This window comes from Frankia sp. EI5c, assembly GCF_001636565.1.
Classification (GTDB): domain Bacteria; phylum Actinomycetota; class Actinomycetes; order Frankiales; family Frankiaceae; genus Parafrankia.
In genome coordinates, this window is record NZ_LRTK01000016.1 from 47,626 (window position 1) to 61,024 (window position 13,399).

The 13,399-nt window shown below is 72.5% G+C and carries 13 protein-coding genes and 3 pseudogenes; 5 read left to right on the forward strand and 11 right to left on the reverse strand.

The genetic code is table 11. From position 1 onward, the window contains the following. The first annotated feature begins 41 nt into the window (after positions 1–41). On the forward strand, positions 42–2,114 hold the full coding sequence (shc, locus tag UG55_RS09730; RefSeq protein WP_066066041.1) for a squalene--hopene cyclase: 2,073 nt from the start codon (positions 42–44) through the stop codon (positions 2,112–2,114). Positions 2,115–2,187: 73 nt separating this feature from the next. On the opposite strand, the gene UG55_RS09735 is transcribed toward shc, so the two are convergent. Both UG55_RS09735 and UG55_RS09740 read right to left on the reverse strand, forming a co-directional pair. After that, positions 2,188–2,436, reverse strand: a complete 249-nt coding sequence (locus UG55_RS09735; RefSeq protein WP_066066043.1) for a hypothetical protein — start codon at positions 2,434–2,436, stop codon at positions 2,188–2,190. A 177-nt stretch (positions 2,437–2,613) separates the two neighbouring features. Next, a complete protein-coding gene (locus tag UG55_RS09740) occupies positions 2,614–2,976 on the reverse strand; it encodes a DsrE family protein (protein WP_066066046.1) in 363 nt (120 codons plus the stop codon). Positions 2,977–3,294: 318 nt separating this feature from the next. Between UG55_RS09740 and UG55_RS09745 the strand changes: the two genes are divergently transcribed. After that, positions 3,295–3,846 (forward strand): FABP family protein, encoded by a 552-nt coding sequence (locus tag UG55_RS09745; protein WP_066066049.1) that lies wholly within the window; start codon positions 3,295–3,297, stop codon positions 3,844–3,846. Positions 3,847–4,992: 1,146 nt separating this feature from the next. Here UG55_RS09745 and UG55_RS09750 read toward each other — a convergent pair. The 3 genes and pseudogenes from UG55_RS09750 to mshA form a co-directional block, all read right to left on the reverse strand. Beyond that, positions 4,993–5,332, reverse strand: a 340-nt coding sequence (locus UG55_RS09750) for a YbjN domain-containing protein (RefSeq protein WP_242424088.1), incomplete at its 5' end; no start/stop codon positions are given. 1 nt (position 5,333) lies between these two features. Further along, positions 5,334–5,487 (reverse strand): annotated as a pseudogene (locus UG55_RS34695) (YbjN domain-containing protein); the annotation flags it as partial. 187 nt (positions 5,488–5,674) lie between these two features. Continuing rightward, positions 5,675–6,982, reverse strand: a complete 1,308-nt coding sequence (gene mshA, locus UG55_RS09755; protein ID WP_066066057.1) for a D-inositol-3-phosphate glycosyltransferase — start codon at positions 6,980–6,982, stop codon at positions 5,675–5,677. Positions 6,983–7,169: 187 nt separating this feature from the next. On the opposite strand from mshA, the gene UG55_RS09760 reads away from it, so the two are divergent. Then, positions 7,170–8,054: a hypothetical protein gene (locus tag UG55_RS09760; RefSeq protein WP_066066060.1), complete on the forward strand. Its 885-nt coding sequence runs from the start codon at positions 7,170–7,172 to the stop codon at positions 8,052–8,054. Here the strand turns inward: UG55_RS09760 and UG55_RS27130 are convergent. Continuing rightward, entirely contained in the window at positions 8,020–8,193 is a 174-nt protein-coding gene (locus UG55_RS27130) for a hypothetical protein (protein ID WP_242424090.1), read from the reverse strand. The genes UG55_RS09760 and UG55_RS27130 overlap by 35 nt on opposite strands. Before the next feature lie 64 nt (positions 8,194–8,257). Between UG55_RS27130 and UG55_RS09765 the strand changes: the two genes are divergently transcribed. Further along, positions 8,258–8,755: a DUF1269 domain-containing protein gene (locus tag UG55_RS09765; RefSeq protein ID WP_066066063.1), complete on the forward strand. Its 498-nt coding sequence runs from the start codon at positions 8,258–8,260 to the stop codon at positions 8,753–8,755. A 69-nt stretch (positions 8,756–8,824) separates the two neighbouring features. Here UG55_RS09765 and UG55_RS34700 read toward each other — a convergent pair. The 5 genes and pseudogenes from UG55_RS34700 to UG55_RS09785 form a co-directional block, all read right to left on the reverse strand. After that, positions 8,825–9,218, reverse strand: a 394-nt coding sequence (locus UG55_RS34700; protein ID WP_242424091.1) for an aldo/keto reductase, incomplete at its 5' end; no start/stop codon positions are given. A gap of 1 nt (position 9,219) precedes the next feature. Further along, positions 9,220–9,778: pseudogene (locus UG55_RS34705) on the reverse strand (aldo/keto reductase); the annotation flags it as partial. Between the two features lie 100 nt (positions 9,779–9,878). Continuing rightward, positions 9,879–10,346, reverse strand: a complete 468-nt coding sequence (locus tag UG55_RS09775) for a hypothetical protein (protein ID WP_066066068.1) — start codon at positions 10,344–10,346, stop codon at positions 9,879–9,881. A 634-nt stretch (positions 10,347–10,980) separates the two neighbouring features. After that, positions 10,981–11,245 (reverse strand): annotated as a pseudogene (locus tag UG55_RS34710) (helix-turn-helix domain-containing protein); the annotation flags it as partial. A gap of 140 nt (positions 11,246–11,385) precedes the next feature. Further along, positions 11,386–12,750 carry a DUF349 domain-containing protein gene (locus UG55_RS09785; RefSeq protein ID WP_242424092.1) on the reverse strand — a complete coding sequence of 455 codons (1,365 nt, stop codon included), beginning with the start codon at positions 12,748–12,750 and terminating at the stop codon, positions 11,386–11,388. A 349-nt stretch (positions 12,751–13,099) separates the two neighbouring features. Between UG55_RS09785 and UG55_RS34715 the strand changes: the two genes are divergently transcribed. Then, on the forward strand, positions 13,100–13,399 hold a 300-nt coding region (locus tag UG55_RS34715), incomplete at its 3' end, for a carbohydrate ABC transporter permease (protein ID WP_396230855.1).

Genomic DNA, 13,399 nt, shown 5'->3' on the forward strand with positions numbered 1-13,399 from the left:
CCGTCATCAGGTCGAGTTGGCGCAAGAATACGGAGTCTTCCATGGTGATTTCCGCAACCCCCGAGACCGTGGAGCACACTGTTCCTGAGCAGGCGGGCAGCTCCGCCGCGGCCGGGCGCGGCCGGCCCGGGCCCGCCGGCCGGGGCCACGAGGATCCGCTGGCCAGGGCGCTGCGCCGCGCCGCCGACCAGTTGCTCTCTCGGCAGGACGCCGCCGGCTGGTGGAAGTTCGATCTCGAGAGCAACACCACAATGGATGCCGAGGACCTGCTGCTGCGCGAGTTCCTCGGTATCCGCACAGCCTCGGTCACCGCCGCGTCGGCACTTTTCATCCGTGGCCGGCAGCTTCCGGACGGCTCCTGGCCGCAGTACTTCCAGGGTCCGGGTGATCTCTCCGTCACCGTCGAGTCATACATCGCCCTTCGTCTCGCCGGTGACGAGATCTCCGCGCCGCACCTGGAACGGGCGGCCGCCTGGATCCGCCGGAACGGTGGAATTCCGGCCACCCGGGTCTTCACCCGAATCTGGCTGGCGCTGTTCGGCTGGTGGCGTTGGGAGGACCTTCCGGTGCTGCCACCCGAAATCATGCTGTTGCCGGCCCGGGCACCACTGAGCATCTATTCTTTCGGATCGTGGGCCCGGCAGACAATCGTGCCGTTGACCGTCGTCTTCGCGCTTCGGCCCGTTCGACCGGCACCCTTTGACCTGGCGGAGTTGTCCGTCGCGGGGGAGGCGTCCAAACGGCCGGCGTCCGGTGAGAACGGGACGGGGGCCGGTGCCCGCCGCCGGCGCGGCCCGGTGCGGATCGGCTGGAAGGAGGTCTTCCGGCGGGTCGACGCCGGCCTGCACCGCTACCACCACCACCCGATCGGACCACTGCGCCGGCATGCCCTGCGGGTGGCCGAACAGTGGATCATCGCGCGCCAGGAGGCGGACGGCTGCTTCGGCGGCATCCAACCCCCGGCGGTGTACTCGATCATCGCGCTGCACCTTCTCGGGTACGACCTGGCACACCCCGTGCTGAAGGCGGCGTTCGCGGCGCTGGACGCGTACACGGTCGCCCTCCCCGACGGGTCCCGCATGGTGGAGGCGTCCCAGTCGCCGGTCTGGGACACGGCACTGGCGGTGAACGCGCTCGTCGAAGCCGGCGCCGTCACCGGAACGGAACCCGATGACCCGGCACTGGTCCGGGCGGCCGACTGGCTGCTCGGCCAGGAGATCCGCGACCGGCGCGGTGACTGGCGGGTGAACCATCCCGACCTGCCCGCCGGCGGCTGGGCGTTCGAGTTCGAGAACGACACCTATCCCGACACCGACGACACCGCGGAGGTCCTGCTCGCCCTGCGCCATGTCCGCCATCCCGACCCGGCGCAGATCGATGCGGCGACCGCCCGAACCGTGACCTGGCTGTTCGGCCTGCAGTCCAGGGACGGCGGCTGGGGAGCCTACGATTCGGACAACACCAGCACGCTGGTCTACGAGATCCCCTTCGGCGACTTCGGCGCCCTCACCGACCCGCCGTCGGCGGACGTCACCGCGCATGTCGTCGAGATCCTCGCCGAGGCGGGCTTCGCCCAGGACGCCCGGACGCGGCGCGGGGTGGCCTGGCTGCTCCGCCACCAGGAGGCGGACGGATCGTGGTACGGGCGCTGGGGCGTCAACCACATCTACGGCACCGGGTCCGTGCTGCCCGCGCTGGTCGCCGCCGGCGTGGAACCGACTCATCCGGCTGTCCGCCGGGCCGCCGACTGGTTGCTGTCCCGGCAGAACGTCGACGGCGGGTGGGGCGAGGACCTGCGTTCATACAGCGATCCGCGGTGGAGGGGCCAGGGGGCGTCGACCGCGTCGCAGACGGCCTGGGCGATGCTCGGACTACTGGCGGCGGGACCCCGGCCGGAGGTGGCCGCGGCGCTGGCGCGCGCGGCCCACTGGCTGGCCGACCATCAGCGACCGGACGGCAGCTGGGACGAGGACCAGTTCACGGGCACCGGCTTTCCCGGCGACTTCTACCTCAACTATCACGGCTATCGCCTGATCTGGCCGGTGTTGGCTCTCGGCCGCTACCTGCGGACGAATCCGTCCCGGTCCCGGTCCGTGCCGGCGCGGGACGCCTGATCCGCGATCGCTGTGTGCGCGGTGCGCGGCGTTTTCGGGGTGTGGCCACATGGGGGTCGGGTGTGGACCGGCGTCAACCGGGAGCCTCGCGCGGCGCGGGCAGGTCGCGGGCGGGCGCGGCATCCCGCGGGAGGTCGAAGGGAACGTTGGTGGGTACCGCGAATGCCATCGGGCCCACCGTGAAGTGGCGAAGGTCGTTGTCGGCCGCGAAGACCGCCGCCGCGCTGCGATCGGGAAAGGGCGCGACCACCCGGCGGACCGTACGCCGGCCCGCTCCCTCGAACTGCACCACGGCGTAGAGCGTTTCGGCTTCCGGCGTCATGCGATCATGAAAGCGCATTTGGACAGCCCGGTGAACGTGCCGTGTCGTGTGCTGTCAGTGGTCTGCTGTGTACGTGCAGGAAGATGTCGCTCGCCTCCCGCACACTCGCCGCGTGCGTGCACCACGCATGTGCGGGGGGCGGGCGGCGGACGGCGGAATCGGCCTGGCGGACCGCGGTCAGTACACGAGCGCCTGGACGTCATCGGCGAGGATCTCGCTGACGAACACCGCGGCGCCGGCGATGCGGATGCCCGGGATCACGTCCTCCGGACCAATCGAGCGCCGGGCCGCGCACTGGGTGCACAGGGTGACCCGCCCCGCGGCGAGAACCGCGTCGAGCAGGTCGGAGAGCGGTGCCGACTCCGGCAGGGAGAACTCCGCGGCGCGGCCCGGCAGCGCGAACCAGGCTGATTCGCCCGTGAGCCACACAGAGACATCCACACCGGAGGCCACCGCCACCGAAGCGACGGTGAAGGCCTGGGAGCAGCGTTCCGGGGCATCGGAGCCAGCGGTCACCTTGACGACAAGCGAGCGGGTCACTCGCCCAGTGTGCCCGCGAGGTCGGTACGCGCGCTCCGCGGGTTCCGCGCTCCGCGGGTTCCGCGCTCTGCGGGGCGGGCTCGCGCTCTGCGGGCTCTGCGGGCCCGCTCACGAATACAGGACCACGGTCACGGAACACGGAGCCGGTCGGCCTAGGCTGTGCTCCGTGCTGCACTACTTCATGAGCGGGCTGCTGGTGGCCATGGCGATGCTCATCGCCTGGTTCTCCGGCTACGTCGTCTACAAGCTGCACGGGGGCCGGCGGTGACCGGGCAGGCCAGTCACGCTCCGCGGGACACGGCCGACGGTGCGCGAGCGGTGGCCGGCGCGGCGCCCCACGATCTGCACCCGAGCCTGCTCCCGCTGGCGTTTCTCCTCGGGACCTGGCGGGGCGAGGGTGTCGGCGGTTATCAGGGAATGGACTCCTTCCGCTACGGCCAGGAGATCACCTTCGCCTCCGACGGGCGGCCGGCACTCGGCTACGTCTCGCACACCTGGTGGGCCGACGACCCGCGGGACGGCCGGGAACCCGGCAGTCCGCTGGCGACCGAAACCGGTTTCTGGCGGGTGCAGCCGCCGTCGACCGATCCCGGGCCCGACGGAAAGGCGGACCGCAGCCCCGTCGTCGAGGTGATGCTCGCGCATCCGTTCGGAATCGCGGAAATCTACGTCGGGACGGTCACCGGAACCAGGGTGGAACTCGATTCCAACGTTCTGATCAGAACCACGACCGCCCGGGAGGTCAGCCGGTCGGTGCGGCTGTACGGGCTTGTCGAGGGCGGCGACCTGGCCTACGCCATTGACATGGAGGCCGGTGGTAAACCGCTCCAGTCGCACCTGTCGGCTCGCCTGCAGCGCGCACGGACGTAGGTCGCTCAAGCGGCCGCGGAACCGTGACCGGCGCCGCGCCGGGCGGCTTCTCGTGGTTCATTGCGCAGGAGGAAGATCGCAGCGCTCGTGATCTCGTCGCGGAGGTGGTGGGCGCGCCTGGGGGACCGGGTCGCGAGGGGCTGCTGTCGCGTCGTACGCAGCCCGTCGCAGCCCGTCGCAGCTCGTGCTGGAGCTGTATCGCCTGGCCGCGGCCCGGATCGCGTCCATGACCCGCACAGACGGGGTCGGGAGTTGACCTGGCCGACGGTCAGTACCACCGGCGGCGGGCGCTCCCTTTCTTTCAACCGCGGGATGGATCCTGCCGGTCCGTCCGCGTCGGCGCCTCGCGATCTCGCGGCCAGCCGGGGGACTCGGCTGGCAGGGGCCGGTCGGCGCGGGCGGTGGTGGGCGGGTGCGGGCGGTGGTGGGCGTGGTGGGCGGGTGATCTGACAGTGGCGGTCAGCGTTTCGGGTGGCGGCGCGGGTGTGGCGATGCGGCGACTGAAGAGCTCGCTGTGTCTCTTCGGGAGAGGTGTTGACAACCCCGGTGGTGGAGGGGGCGCAACCCCNCCGGGAGCGGAGACACAACGAGGTCTTCAGTCGCTGNCGGCGNACACNCGCGGACGGGNGGCGCGGGGNGGGTGAGGGCTGTTTCGGGGCCTGTGCGCCCNCTGAAAGCCCTGGTGGCGGCGTTGCGGCGGGTTCCGCCGGATGCGGCGGCCCGATGGCCGTGCCTCGACCGGGTGGCCGCGGGCCGAGGTGTCCGCGGGCGGGGCGCTGGACGTCGCAAGGGCGGGGCGGCGGTGTCCCGGTACCGGCCCGGGCCGTCGCTCGGCGGGGCCCCGCGACCCGGCTCGCCACCCGGGCTTCCCGTCCAATCAGACAGGTCTGTCACCACGCCCTCGGGCACCTCGGCCGCCTCGACCTCGGGCACCTCGGCCGCCTCGACCGCGGGCACCTCGGCCGCGGGCACCTCGACCTCGGGCACCTCGCCGCGCGGGCGCCCGGCCTCCGGGTCAACCACTGCCGTCTCAGCCTTGGGCTGGTGCCGGACCCGCCGGCGGCGCGCCTGCCCAGATGGGCGAGGCAGGCCCGTGACCAGCACGTCTGACATCGTCAAACCGGGCAGTCGCCGTCGGAGGCGGCGCTAGGTGGGGCGGGGTGAGCTTCCCCCGTCGGCGGCGAGCTTGGCCCGCCAGGCGCGCTCACGCTGGATGGCGCCCGCGAAACCGATGGCGATGGCCGGGTCGAAGTTCTCGTCGGCGTAGGAGCCGACGCAACCCAGCAGGCGGTCGATCTCCTCCGGGGTCACGGCGGCGAGCGGGACCTGCCCGGTCAGGAAGATGTCGCCCACCCGGTCGATCGAGAAGTGCACGCCATAGGTGCGGGCGTTGCGGCTCAGGAGGAAACCGTAGGTCCCGGCCGCGTTCTCGGCCGGCGCGCGCATGAAGAATGCCTCCACGAGCAGGGTGTGATCCTGCACGACGNGCCAGGTCATGGTGCGGAGTTTGTGCTCGCCCTCCAGGGTCGCCAGGAAGGCGCCGGTGTCGGGGTGTTCGTAGGTCACGCCGAGATCGTCCAGCGCCGCGGTGATCAGCTTGTCGAGCCGTTCGCGTTCGGAGATGTCGATGGGTGCCGTCATGGGCGGGAATCTCCCCGGTCGTGGTTCTGGTCAAGCCTGCCCGGACTGGTCGGCGATCGGGCTACCGCACTGTCTGACGCTAGCCCACAGCGCCACCGGGCGGCGGCCCGCGCAACCACCGGGCGGCGGCCCGCGCAACCACCGGGCGGCGGCCCGCACAGCCACCCCCACATTCACCGCCGCTGGCTCAGACCGCCACGGCCTTCGGTGCGAGTGCGGCCTGGTAGCTGGCGAGGACGCCCTTCGCCGTGGCCGTCCAGCCGAAGCCGGCGGCGCGGGTGCGGGCCCCGACGGCGAGATGTCGGCGCCACCGGTCCTGGGTGAGGATGCGCTCCAGCGCGTCGGCGTAGTCCGTCGGGTCCCAGCCTCGGACGAGGACGCCTGACGTCCCGTGATCGACGGCTGTGCGCAGCCCACCGACGGCGGCGGCGACCACCGGGGTTCCGCATGCCTGGGCCTCGACCGCGACCAGGCCGAAGCTTTCGCTGTGGCTGGGCACGACGACGACGGTCGCGGCGCGGTACCAGTGGGCAAGCTGATCGTGGGGCACCGGCGGCTGGAAGTGGACGAGGTCGGTGATGCCCAGCTCCGCGGCGAGCTTCACCAGTGAGTCGGGCCGCTCGAGGCCGGAGCCGCTGGGTCCGCCGACGATGACGACGGTGAGCCGGCCGCGCCGGTCGGGGTCGCGGCGGATCAGCTCGGCGGCCGCGGCGAGCAGGATGTCCGGGGCCTTGAGCGGCTGGATGCGTCCGACGAAGAGGAGGATCTGGGCCTCGGGGTCGAAACCAAGGCGCTCGCGGGCGGTGCGCTCGTCGCCGTCCGGCCGGAAGATCTCCAGGTCGACGCCGGGGGTGACCACGTCCACCCGGTCGGGTTCGGCCCCGTAGAGCTCGGTCAGGTGACGGCGTTCGGTCTCCGTCGACGCGATGAGCCGGCTCGCGGCGGCTATCACTTCCTGCTCGCCGCGCAGCCGGGGTTCGGGTTCCGGGCGGTCGCCGTCCGCGAGGGAGGCGTTCTTGACCTTTGCCAGGGTGTGGGAGGTGTGCACCAGCGGCACCCCCCACCGCTGGGCGGCGAGGAGGCCGACCTGCCCGGAGAGCCAGTAGTGCGAGTGGACGAGGTCGAACCAGCCGGCCTCGTGTTCGGCTTCGGTGCGCAGGACGTTCGCCGTGAACGCGCAAAGCCACGCCGGCAGCTCGGCGCGGCCGATATCCTCGAAGGGCCCGGCCGCGATGTGCCGCACCGTCACCCCGGGAGCGATCTCGGCGGTGGGTGGGAGCTTGCTGCTCACGGCGCGGGTGAACACCTCCACCTCGGTGCCGAGCGCGGCGAGCTGGCGGGCGAGCTCGACGATGTAGACGTTCATCCCGCCCGCGTCGCCGGTTCCAGGCTGCTCCAGTGGTGATGTGTGCATGGAGAGCATCGCGACGCGCGACGGCCTCCTCTGCGCGGCGGCGTCACCACGGCAAGGCGGTGTGCCATCGACCAGGTGCACCAACACCTCCGTTTGGGATCAATGCGACGAACGTGCCAAGCTCGTTCAACGCCAGGTGGTGGCTGTCCTATGCCCGCCCGGCGCGCTCGGCCCGAGCTGTATGTGCCCGTCCCGAGTGAGTGCCATCCGACCGACCCTGTGCGAACAGGGGATTCGTGGCTGCTGTTTCGAGGAGGGTGTGAGCGGAGTGACAGTCTCGCGGCGCCGGCCCCGCCTCGCCGCCGGTCGCGCGCGGGCGCTCGGGCTGCCCACCAGGGGCACCACGGCACCCAACCGGCTGCGTCGGGTCGACCGGTGGCTGGCGTCCGCGGCCTGGACGGCACTGCGGCACGCCGCGGATCCGCTGGTCGTGGACCTCGGCTTCGGGTCGTCGCCGGTCACCACCGTCGAGCTGTACGACCGGCTGCTGCCGGTGCGGCCCGACCTGCGGGTGGTCGGCCTCGAGCTGGCCCCGGAGCGGGTTGCCGCCGCGGAACCCGCGGCGCGTCCGCCGGGGCTCGTGTTCGCGCGGGGCGGCTTCGAACTGGCGGGCCTGCGCCCGGTGGTCATCCGGGCCATGAACGTGCTGCGTCAGTACGAGGAGGAGGCGGTCGGCTCGGCGTGGGCGGCCATGTGCGGAGGTCTCGTGGCCGACGGGATCCTGGTGGAAGGAACCTGTGACGAGATCGGGCGCCGCGCGTGCTGGTTCACGATCGGCGCCGACGGTGTGCCGAGGACGCTGACGTTCTCGGCGTATCTGCCGAACCTGGCCCGGCCGTCCGAGCTGGCGCCGCGGCTGCCGAAGACACTGATCGCCCGGAATGTGCCAGGTGAGGCCGTCCACGACCTGCTCACGGCGTTCGACCTGGCCTGGGATCGGGCGGCGCCCCGGGCGGCGTTCGGGCCGAGACAGCGCTGGATCGGGGCGGTCGAGCTGCTGCGGGCCGATGACTGGCCGGTGCTGGACGGGCCTCGCCGGTGGCGGCTGGGCGAACTCACCGTCGCCTGGCCGCCCGTCTCGCCCGTGGGTGGGATGGCCGCCGGCCCGGCGGCAGGCGTCACGGTTCGCGAGCGGTGTCCAGCGCCGCGGTGAAGGCGGGCAGTCGCCCGGCTGTCGTGGCCACCGCGCCCCCGCTGGGCAGGCCGTCGGGAAGTGACGAGTTCGCGGCGTGCACGATCGCGTCGACGGCCTGGCCGGTGATGTCGCCCTGGAGAAGACGTACCGTGACCATCGCGACACCATGGCGAACCGCCGTCGGTTTGCCAGCTGCCGACGGTCTGCGATGCGATGGGTCCGTGGCTGAGCTGGTGGTACTTGAACTGGACAGCAGGCACCAGGCCGAGCGGTTCCTGGGCGCGGTCGCCCGGATGTCCCGGGCGGGCGTCGTCGATCTGGCGGACGAGGCCCTGGCCTGGCGCGATGACGACGGCAGGGTGCGGGTCCGCCGCCTGACGCGCCGGACGCGATCCGCGGCGCTGAGCGGCGCGGTGTGCGGAGCCGCCGTCGGCGCGGCGTTCCTCGCCCCGGTGGCGGGCCTGCTGGTGGGTGCCGGGGGAGGTGTCCTGGCCGGCCGCCTCCTGGTCCGGGAGCCGATCGACGGCGCGATGGTGCGGCGCGTCGCCGGCTGCCTGCAGCCTGGACGCGCCGCGGTCTTCGCGCTGGTCCGGCAGTCACGGCCGGCGGCGCTCGACGTCCTGCGGGAGTACCGGCCCATGGTGATCAGGACGTCGATGTCCACCGAGCGGGAGGCGGCCCTCGCCCGCGCATTGCGTGGTCAGCCGGTTCCGCACTGACCCACCGTCCACCGCGGAGCGAGGCCGCTGCGCGGCTCAGTCGCTCCGCGGCTCAGGCCGCCGGGCGGCTCAGGCCGCCGGGCGGCGGGTAGGCGCGATCTTGTCGAGTACGGCGAGGTCGTCCGCGCGGGGCTGCCACTGGCCGGCGGCGGCGTTGGCCCGCACCTGCGCCGCGGTGGTCGCCCCGGCGATCACGGAGGCCACGGCCGGCTGGGCCGCGAGCCCGCCGATCGCGACGTCGAGCAGGGAACGGTCCCGCTCCCGGGCGAAGGTCTCCAGCGTCTCGATCCGGTCGAACAGCTCGTCCGTCAGCTCGTCCTGGCGCCCGGACATGCGCGTGTCGGCGGCGGGCAGCTCGTCGCGCTGGTACTTGCCGCTCAGGATGCCGTTCGCGAGCGGGAAGTAGGGGAGCACCCCGATGCCGTACTTGAGAGCCGCCGGGACGAGCTCGGCCTCGACGTCCNGGACGAGCAGGTTGTAGTGGTTCTGGGCGGAGATGAAGCGGGTCGTCCCGGAGGCGCGGGCGGTCCACTCGGCGTCGGCGACCTGCCAGGCGTCCATGTTGCAGGAGCCCACATAACGCACCTTGCCTTCCTGGACGAGCTCGCCGAGAGCTTCCAGGGTCTCCTCGATGGGAGTGAAGGCGTCCAGGTTGTGGAGCTGGTAGAGGTCGATGTAGTCGGTCTGCAGCCGGCTGAGCGATCCCTCGACGGCCTTGCGGATGTAGCGGCGCGAGGCCCGGGCGCTGAAATCCTGCCCGTACATGCCGCCCATGTCGTTGCCGACCTTGGTGGCCAGGACGACGTCGTCGCGGCGCCCCCGGAGAACGTGCCCGAGCAGGGTCTCCGAGCCGCCCTTGTTCCCGTAGGTGTCGGCCGTGTCGAAGAAGTTGATGCCGGCGTCCAGTGCGGCGTCGACGACAGCGCGGGTACCGGCGAGGTCCACCCGCGCCCCGAAGTTGTTACAGCCGAGCCCGACCACGGAGACCATCAGGCCCGAAGAACCCAGGGAGCGATAGCGCATGACTCGATACAACACGCGCACCGCGAACAGGCGGGTGTCAGGGTGCCCGGTTCGCGGTGCGCGCGGCCGTCCTGTCAGTGCTGTGGTGCGTCTGTTGCTTTTAGGGGGTTACGGCGTCGCTGACGGCCCGGCCCGCCGCGCCGGCCGCCCGGCGAGTCGAGGTGCGTGCCGCCCGTGTCTGGCTCGCGGCCGTCCGTGTCCGCTTCACGGCCTCTTCGGTGGCGGGGCTGCGGCGGATGCCCGCGACGCGCTTCTCGCCGCGGCTGGCGAAGGTGTTGTACAGCTCGGTCGCGCGGCCCTGCAGGCCGGAGATCTGGGCGCCCACGGTGATCGGCAGCGCCAGCACGGCTGAGCTGACCTGGACGGGAACCCGAGCCGCCTGGGCGGGAATCTGGCTCACCCGGTCCGAGAGCCGACGGACCTCCGTGCCATAGGCCGCCGGGAGTGTCAGGAGTTTCTCCACCGCAAGGTCGGCGGCGCCCACTGACGCGTACAGCGGCTTGCGGGCATCCGAACTCGGTGTGGTGTCTTCACTCTTCGACTTCGTGCTGGTGCGGGTGGTGGCCATGTGATCTCCTAGTGATCTCCGCTGGTTGTGATGGTGTTGGGTCAGGTGGTGCTGTCGCCCGTGGACGACTCCCGCGCGGCGGGGCTCTGCGCGGCCGGCGGGGCGGCGTCGTCCGCCGACGAGCCCCTCGTACCGCTGCTACGCGAGGTCCGGCGCCCGTCCCCCGAGCCGCGGGCAGTGGCCCCGGGCGGACCGCCCGGCTCCGCGCCGCCCTTGGCCTTGTCGGTGGTCGCCGTGGAACGTGCGGCCTTGCCGGTCGCGGCGCGGGCCGCCTTGCCGGTCGTCGACCGTGCGGCCTTCGCGACGGAGCGGGTGGCGCTCGCGGCGCCGGCGCCGGTGGAAGCCCGGGCGGTGCCGGGCGCCCGGGCGGTGCCGGACGCGCCGGCCGCACGCCGGGAGCCGGCGGGCTTCCGCCCCGCGGACCCGCCAGGCGTGTCCGGTCCGGCCGCGCCGTCGGTGTCGCTCTCGGTGTCGGCGGCGGCTGTCCTGGGGGCGTCGGGCGCGGGTCGGGGCGCAGTCGCCGGCTTCGTCGCCGGAACGATCCCGGCGAGCGCGTTCTCCCGCCGGAAAGCGTCGTAGATGTCGACGATGACCTGCTTCTGGCGCTCGGTCAGCCCGTCGTCGGCATGGACCNCCGCGATGAGGTCCTCGCCCCCCTCGCGCTCCTCCAGGATCCCGGCCTGCACGTACAGAACCTCGGCGGAGATGCGCAGCGCCTTCGCGATCTGTTGGAGGATCTCGGCCGACGGCCGGCGCAGACCACGCTCGATCTGGCTCAGGTAGGGATTGCTGACTCCCGCCTGCCGGGCGAGCTGACGCAGCGAGATCTGCGCGCCGCGGCGTTGCTCCCGGATGAAGTCGCCGACATCCCGCACATGGATAGCCGCCACCGCAGTCATCGACCTCCGCAGGTACGCCCCAGCACGAGACGACCATACGACGCGATGCTAGCTACGGCAAGCGGGCAGTTAGCACACTCGCCGCATTCGACCCGGCTCGCGGCTCGGTGAACCGCGGCCCGGTGAGCCGCCGCCCGGGGTCAGCTCTGCTGCTCGGCCTGGGCGAGCCAGGCCCGCTGGGTGGCCAGGGCGCTCTCGGCCTCCGCGATCTCGCGGGTCCGGCCGTTCGCCCGCGCCCGTTCCAGCTTCGCCTCCAGCTTCGTGATCGACTCGCGCAGCCTGCGCAGGAACGGCGACTCCTCGATCTCCCGCCGGTCCCAGCGGGCGTCCGAGGCCTCGCGCAGCTTGTCCCCGATGGCGCTGAGCTGGCGCTCCAGGCTGCCCACGACGTCCCGGGGCACGTGCCCGATGGCGTCCCAGCGCTCCTGGATCTCGCGGTAGCGGCGCAACGACCGCTCGACGTCCGCCGGGTCCAGCGCGGTCGCCTCGGTGAGCAGCTCCTCCTTGCGGGCCTGGTTGACGCGCAGCTCGGCGTCACGCTCGGCGTTGACGGCGTTCCGCCGGCTGAAGAAGGCGTCCTGCGCGGCGCGGAAGCGGCTCCACAGCTCGTCGTCGACGTCCTTGGCGGCCCGGCCGGCGGCCTTCCACTCGGTCATCAACGTCCGGTACCGGGCGGTGGTGGGGCCCCAGTCGGACGAGCCCGAGAGGCTGATCGCCTCGGCGATGATCGCTTCCTTGCGCTCCCGGGAACGGGTGCGCTGGGTGTCGAGCGCGGCGAAGTGCGCGGTGCGGCGGCGGGTGAACTCGTCCCGGGCCGCGGCGATGCGCCGCCAGAGCGCGGAGTCGGTCCGCTTGTCGACGCCGGTGATCGCGCGGAAGTCGTCGCCGATCGTGCGGAAACGCTCGCTGGTGGCCTTCCACTCGGAGCTTCGGGTCAACTGCTCGGCCTCGTTGACCAGCTCCTCCTTGGCGGCCACCGCGGCGGCGACCCGCCGGGCACGCGCGGCGGCGAGCTCCGTGCGCTTCACCTCCGTCGCGGCCAGGACGGTGTCCAGCCGCGCGGCCAGGGCATCCAGGTCGCCGACGACCGCCGCCTCGGCGAGACCCTCCCGCAGGCGCCGGGCGCTGCCGGCGATACCGGCCGGGTCCACGCCGCTGACGGTCAGCCGCTGCTCCAGCAGTTCCACCTCGGCGGCCAGGTCGTCGTAACGACGCTGGAAATGCGCGAGCCCTTCCTGTGGGCTGCCCGCGCGCCACGAGCCGACGGCCCGCTCGCCCTCGGCGGTGCGCAGGTACACCGTGCCGTCGGACGAGACCCGGCCCCAGTCGCCGCGGTCGTTGGTCACCCGGTCGCCGCCGTCGCCGATCCCGCCGGGAGGTCCGTCCCCGTCGGGCTGGCGGGCAGGCTCACCAGGTCCGGTGCCCAGGCGTGCGCTGTCATCGCGTCCGCCGTCGCTGCGGTCACTCATCGCGTTCCCGAAGATCGACATCAAGATGCCTGTCATTGTTGCAGGCATCCGACCGGAAGGGGACCGTCCGCGGGGATCAGATCCAGATAGCGGTCCGCGGAGCGCGCGGGCCTGCGGCGATTGGGGTGGAAACGCGAGCCGGGTCGACCGCGCCCCCGGCGCGGCGCACCGGGCGGCCTGGCGGTGTGGCCTGGCGGTGTGGCGGTGTGGCCTGGCGGTGTGGCCGGGCGGCCTGGCGGTGTGGTCGGCCGTCGCGAGTGTCGTCACCACACTCCGGCCTGTTCGCCCTCCCACCAGCCTCCGGGTGGAATGATCCGTCCTGATCCGCTTTTTCCCGGACCCCGGTGCGTGCGTGTCCGTCCAGCCGGGGCCAAGATGCGTAACCGTGGCGGAGGTTGCGAGAGCCGGGCGGGACGGCTGGCGGGCGGCCGCACTGGTGGCGCCGGCTTTCGTCGGGCTGTGCGTGTTCGTGATCGGTCCCGCGCTGGTGTCGGCCTTCGTGGCCGGCACGGACAAGAAACTGACCGGCCTGGACTTCCACTGGGTGGGAACCGCCAATTTCCGGGAGGCGTTGTCCGACCCGGATCTCGGCCAGGCCGTCCGGAACACGCTCGTCTACTGCCTGTTGACGGTTGTTCCGTCCGTTCTGGTCGGTCTGCTGCTGGCACTGGCCGCGGAGCGGGTC

Excerpts from the sequence above, each read along its gene's own strand:
- UG55_RS27130 (WP_242424090.1), bottom strand. The coding sequence starts at position 8,193 with ATGGTCACGGTACGTCTTCTCCAGGGCGACATCACCGGCCAGGCCGTC.
- UG55_RS09735 (WP_066066043.1), bottom strand. The coding sequence starts at position 2,436 with ATGACGCCGGAAGCCGAAACGCTCTACGCCGTGGTGCAGTTCGAGGGA.
- UG55_RS09785 (WP_242424092.1), bottom strand. The coding sequence starts at position 12,750 with ATGACAGGCATCTTGATGTCGATCTTCGGGAACGCGATGAGTGACCGC.
- UG55_RS09775 (WP_066066068.1), bottom strand. The coding sequence starts at position 10,346 with ATGGCCACCACCCGCACCAGCACGAAGTCGAAGAGTGAAGACACCACA.
- shc (WP_066066041.1), top strand. The coding sequence starts at position 42 with ATGGTGATTTCCGCAACCCCCGAGACCGTGGAGCACACTGTTCCTGAG.